Origin of the sequence: Pseudomonas sp. NPDC089534, assembly GCF_044749305.1 — a bacterium.
Lineage (GTDB): Bacteria > Pseudomonadota > Gammaproteobacteria > Pseudomonadales > Pseudomonadaceae > Aquipseudomonas > Aquipseudomonas ekonensis.
The window spans coordinates 26,334-31,626 of record NZ_JBIVHR010000073.1; the positions used below are offsets into that span (position 1 = coordinate 26,334).

A 5,293-nucleotide genomic window follows, 5' to 3' on the forward strand; every position below is an offset into this window, starting at 1 on the left:
GCGCCGACATGGTCGGAACCGTCGGAAGCCACAGCGCCCGCGCCGACATGGTCGGAGCCGTCAGAGGCCACAGCGCCCGCGCCGACATGGTCGGAACCGTCGGAAGCCACAGCGCCCGCGCCGACATGGTCGGAACCGTCGGAAGCCACGGCGCCCGCACCGACATGGTCGGATCCGTCAGAGGCCACAGCGCCCGCGCCGACGTGATCGGAGCCGTCAGAAGCTACCGCCCCCGCGCCGACATGATCGGATCCGTCAGAGGCCACAGCACCCGCGCCGACATGGTCGGCGCCGTCAGAGGCTACCGCGCCCGCGCCGACGTGATCGGAGCCGTCAGAGGCCACAGCACCCGCGCCGACATGGTCGGAGCCGTCAGAGGCCACGGCACCCGCGCCGACATGGTCGGATCCGTCAGAGGCCACGGCACCCGCGCCAACGTGGTCGGATCCGTCAGAGGCCACAGCACCCGCACCGACATGATCGGCCCCATCGGACGCCAATGCCTGCGGTTTTGCCGCCCAGGCACCCGGCATCAACGCCGCTGCAGCCACCGCGAGAACGACGCCGGTCAAAAGTTTGTGTTTCATGATCTTCTCCACGACCCATCAGCCACAACGCGTCCGAGCGGCGTCCGTCGGACGCGCCGGCGGCAGGGCTCGTTGGCCCGGGGTTAACCAGATTGGCGATTGGCACGGGCGCACCGTTCGGCGCACGGGTGCCGACGTACTGCATGAAACCTTGGAAGCCAGCTCAAAAGTATAGTCGGCCAATCGCCGGGCACGGCTGCCGGTCGGCTCCGGGCGATAGTCGGTTAACTTCCTTGCGTGCAGGCGCTAGAAGGAAATCGGTCTAAAAAGGGCATTCCGGATCGTGGAGCCTTTGCTAGGCTCAAGGATGTAGGCGAACACGCAGACTGATGCGCAAGCGGATAGCGAGGAGGCGTTGGGCGCGTTCCGAAGGGTACACGGTTAGAAAGATCCCCGCGCTGGGATCCAGCCCTTACGCCGTGTGAAGCAGCAGAGCACATTGCCTGTACTGTGAGAGTCCTGATAAACCTCGTAAGCCAGAGACCAGCACTGGCCGCCTACTCGAACACCAAAGCCCGCCTTGTGCGGGCTTTGACGTTTCGGGGCCTATATCTTCGCCAACGCCTGCGCCAGGTCGGCGCGCAGATCCTCGACATCCTCCACGCCCACGGACAGGCGCACCAGCGTATCGCCGATGCCCAGGCGCGCCCGGGTCTCGGCCGGGATGGTGGCGTGGGTCATGATCGCCGGGTGCTCGATCAGGCTTTCCACGCCGCCCAGGCTTTCGGCCAGGGCGAAGATCTTCACGTTCTCCAGGAAGCGTCTGGCGCCGGCCAGGTCGCTGTTCACGTCCAGGGAGATCATCCCGCCGAAACCGCGCATCTGCCGTTTCGCCAGCTCATGCTGCGGGTGCGACGGCAGGCCGGGGTAGTAGACGCGCTTGACCTGCGGCTGACGCTCCAGCCACTGCGCCAGCTCCAGTGCGTTGCTGCAATGGCGTTCCATGCGCAGCGCCAGGGTCTTCACGCCGCGCAGGGTGAGGAACGCGTCGAACGGCCCGGCGATCGCGCCGACCGCGTTCTGCAGGAAGCCCAGGCGCTCGGCGAGTTCCGCGTTCTGCCCGACCACGGCGATGCCGCCGATCACGTCGGAGTGGCCGTTCAGGTACTTGGTGGTCGAATGCAGCACGATGTCGAAGCCCAGCTCCAGCGGACGCTGGATGTAGGGGCTGGCGAACGTGTTGTCGGCCACGCACAGAATGCCCCGCGCCCGGCAGGTGCGGGCGATGGCCGCGAGGTCGACCAGGCCCAGCAGCGGGTTGGTCGGGGTCTCGACGATGACCATGCGGGTGTCGTCCTGCAGCGATGCTTCGAAAGCGGACAGGTCGCTCAGGTCGACATAGCTGAAGCGGTGCCCGGCGCTGTGCTGGCGCACCTTGTCGAACAGGCGGAACGTGCCGCCGTACAGGTCGTTGCCCGACACGACGTGAGAGCCGGCCTCGAGCAGTTCGAGCACCGTGGAAATGGTCGCCAGCCCCGAAGCGAAGGCGAACGCCCGGGTGCCGCCCTCCAGGTCCGCCACGCAGCGCTCGAGGGCGAAGCGGGTCGGGTTGTGCGAGCGGCCGTAGTCGAAGCCCTTATGCACGCCGGGGCTGTCCTGCAGGTAGGTGGAGTTGGCGTAGATCGGCGGCATCAGCGCCCCGGTGGTCGGGTCCGGCGTTTGCCCGGCGTGGATCACGCGCGTGGCGAAGCCCCGTGGCGGGGCGTTTTCATCGTGCTGGCTCATGCCAGGGATCTCCGTAGTTGGTTGAGCATGTCGACGCGGGTGATCAGGCCATGGAAGCCCGAGGCGTCGGCGATGATCGCCACCAGGCCGCGGTTGAGGACCTTCTCCAGCTCGGCCAGATCGGCGCTGGGCGCCAAGGTCTGCAGCTTGTCGGTCATCGCGCTGGCGACGGTCTTGCGAAAATGCGCAGCGTCCTCATGGACGCCGAGCAGGATGTCGGATTCGTCGATCACGCCGACCAGTTGGCGGCCCTCGACCAGGACGGGCAGTTGCGACACGTCGGCCAGGCGCATGCGCTGGAAGGCCGTGAGCAGGGTGTCTTCCGGGCCGACGCTGATCACCCGGCCGTCCTCGAAGCGCCGGGCCACCAGATCGCGCAGGTCGCCGTAACGCTTGCGCGCCAGCAGGCCCTGGTCGTTCATCCACTGATCGTTGTAGACCTTGGACAGGTAGCGGGTGCCGGTGTCGCAGACGAAGCTGACCACCCGTTTCGGTTCGGTCTGTTCGCGGCAGTAGCGCAGCGCGGCGGCGAACAGGGTGCCGGTGGACGAACCGCCGAGGATGCCTTCGACCCGCAGCAGTTGGCGGGCGTGATCGAAGCTTTCTTCGTCGCTGATCGAGTAGGCGTGGCGCACGCTGGAGAGGTCGGAGATCGACGGGATGAAGTCCTCGCCGATGCCTTCGACCGCCCACGAACCGGCGGTGCCGAGGTGGCCGCTGCGGCTGTATTCGGCCATCACCGAGCCGACCGGGTCGGCCAGCACCATTTCCAGGTTCGGCTGCACGCGCTGGAAGAACCGGGTCAGGCCGGTGAGCGTGCCGGCGGAGCCGACGCCGACCACGATGGCGTCCAGGTCATGTTCGGTCTGCGCCCAGATTTCCGGGGCGGTGCTGCATTCGTGGGCCAGCGGGTTGGCGGGGTTGTTGAACTGGTCGGCGAAGAACGCGCCGGGAATGTCCTTGGCCAGGCGTGCGGCGACGTCCTGGTAGTACTCGGGGTGGCCCTTGCCGACGTCGGAACGGGTGATGTGCACTTCGGCGCCCATGGCCTTGAGGTGCAGGACCTTTTCGGTGGACATCTTGTCCGGCACCACCAGCACCACCCGGTAGCCCTTGGCGCGGCCCACCAGGGCCAGGCCCAGGCCGGTGTTGCCGGCGGTGGCCTCAACGATGGTGCCGCCGGGCTGGAGGCGGCCGTCGCGTTCGGCGGCGTCGATCATGGCCAGGCCGATGCGGTCCTTGATCGAGCCGCCGGGGTTCTGCGATTCGAGTTTGAGAAACAGCGTGCACGGCCCGGTATCGAAGCGGGTGACACGAACCAGCGGTGTGTTGCCTATCAGCCCAAGCACTGCAGGGCGTGAATCCTTTGACATCTCTTCACCTCGTTTGTGGTGATTGATCGCGATCCATTCGCGGGGAACAAGCTCGCATGCAAAATAGGCCCGGATGGTCTGCGCCGCAACCTTTCGGTGCAGGGGGCAATGATTTGGGGCGTGTGTGCGGCAAGGGCCGATTGCGGATTTCAGGTGATCGCCGCTAATATACGTTCCATATGCATTTCATATCAGGTATTGCCGTGGGCATCGTAAAAATTTCCGAGGACATGCACGAGAACCTGCGCATCTCCAGCAGTGCGCTCAGCCGTTCGATCAACGCGCAGGCCGAGCACTGGATGCGCATCGGCATGCTCGCCGAGCTGCACCCCAACCTGGATCACAGCGCCATCTGCCGCTTGCTGATCCGCGCCGAGCAGGCGGGCGGTCTCGATCTGCAACGTCTGTGCGCGTTGGCGGATGCCGCGTCTGCGCTGGGGGCCGAAGCATGAGAAACCCGATCAAGATCAACACCGCCGCCGACATCGCCCAATCGCGGGAGGCGGGCCGGCTGGCCGCCGAAGTGCTGGCCATGCTGGTGCCCCACGTCAAGGCCGGGGTCTCCACCGATGACCTCGACCGCCTGTGCAACGACTACATCGTCAACGTGCAGAAGGCCATTCCCGCCAACGTCGGCTATCACGGCTTCCCGAAGACCGTGTGCGCATCGGTCAACGAGGTGGTGTGCCACGGCATTCCGTCGGGCCGCAAGCTGAAGGACGGCGACATCGTCAACCTCGACATCGCGGTGATCAAGGACGGCTGGTTCGGCGACACCAGCCGCATGTACGTGGTCGGCGAGCCGACGCCCGAAGCCCGGCACCTGATCAAGACCACCTACGACGCCATGTGCGCCGGCATCCGCGCCGTGCGCCCGGGCGCGACCCTGGGCGACATCGGCTTCGCGATCCAGAGCCTGGCGGAACGGGAAGGCTTCAGCGTGGTGCGCGAGTATTGCGGCCACGGCATCGGCAAGGTCTACCACGATGAGCCGCAAGTGCTGCACTACGGCTATCCGGATCAGGGCCTGAAGCTGAAGGCGGGGATGATCTTCACCGTCGAGCCGATGCTCAACGCCGGCAAGCGCCATGTGAAAAGCCTGGCCGACGGCTGGACCGTGGTGACCAAGGACCAGTCGCTCTCGGCGCAGTGGGAGCACATGGTGGCGGTGACCGAGGACGGTTTCGAAGTGCTGACGGCGTGGCCTGACGAAATCGCAGGGTTTGCGCCGATCCTTCGATCGTAAAAAGGGGCCGGCATCGCCTCACGCAGTGCCGGCCTCATCGCTGGCAAGCCAGCTCCCACAGGGTTTGTGGTGTGCGGGGATGCTGCGGGCCGCCGGGATCGGGATCTTTGTGGGAGCCAGCCTGCTGGCGATGGCGGCGGGTCAGGCAGTGAAGATGTCGGCAGTGCCGGCCTTATCGCTTGCAGGTAAGCTCCCACAGGGTTTGTGGTGTGCGGGGATGCTGCGGGCCGCCGGGATCCCCTGTGGGAGCCAGCCTGCTGGCGATGGCGGCGGGTCAGGTAGTGGAGATGTCGGCAGTGCCGGCCCTATCGCTTGCAGGCAAGCTTGTATGTTTAGACTTGAAGGGGTGGGCGGGACTAAAA

At 66.1% G+C, this 5,293-nt stretch carries 5 protein-coding genes; 2 read left to right on the forward strand and 3 right to left on the reverse strand.

Translation table 11 applies throughout. The annotated features are described in order from the left end of the window. The 3 genes from ACIP0B_RS20530 to ACIP0B_RS20540 all read right to left on the reverse strand — a co-directional run. The coding region (locus tag ACIP0B_RS20530) for a hypothetical protein (RefSeq protein WP_400835505.1) at nt 1–587 on the reverse strand (587 nt) is incomplete at its 3' end. Nucleotides 588–1,133: 546 nt separating this feature from the next. Then, nucleotides 1,134–2,312, reverse strand: coding sequence for a cystathionine gamma-synthase (locus ACIP0B_RS20535; protein WP_400835507.1), 1,179 nt, complete (start codon nt 2,310–2,312; stop codon nt 1,134–1,136). Beyond that, complete coding sequence (locus ACIP0B_RS20540; protein WP_400835509.1) at nt 2,309–3,685, reverse strand: pyridoxal-phosphate dependent enzyme; 1,377 nt, start codon at nt 3,683–3,685, stop codon at nt 2,309–2,311. The genes ACIP0B_RS20535 and ACIP0B_RS20540 overlap by 4 nt, the downstream gene beginning before the upstream one ends. Nucleotides 3,686–3,888: 203 nt before the next feature. On the opposite strand from ACIP0B_RS20540, the gene ACIP0B_RS20545 reads away from it, so the two are divergent. Beyond that, nucleotides 3,889–4,137 carry a ParD-like family protein gene (locus ACIP0B_RS20545; protein WP_400835511.1) on the forward strand — a complete coding sequence of 83 codons (249 nt, stop codon included), beginning with the start codon at nt 3,889–3,891 and terminating at the stop codon, nt 4,135–4,137. Further along, complete coding sequence (gene map, locus ACIP0B_RS20550; protein ID WP_400835513.1) at nt 4,134–4,931, forward strand: type I methionyl aminopeptidase; 798 nt, start codon at nt 4,134–4,136, stop codon at nt 4,929–4,931. The genes ACIP0B_RS20545 and map overlap by 4 nt, the downstream gene beginning before the upstream one ends. Nucleotides 4,932–5,293: the final 362 nt, after the last annotated feature.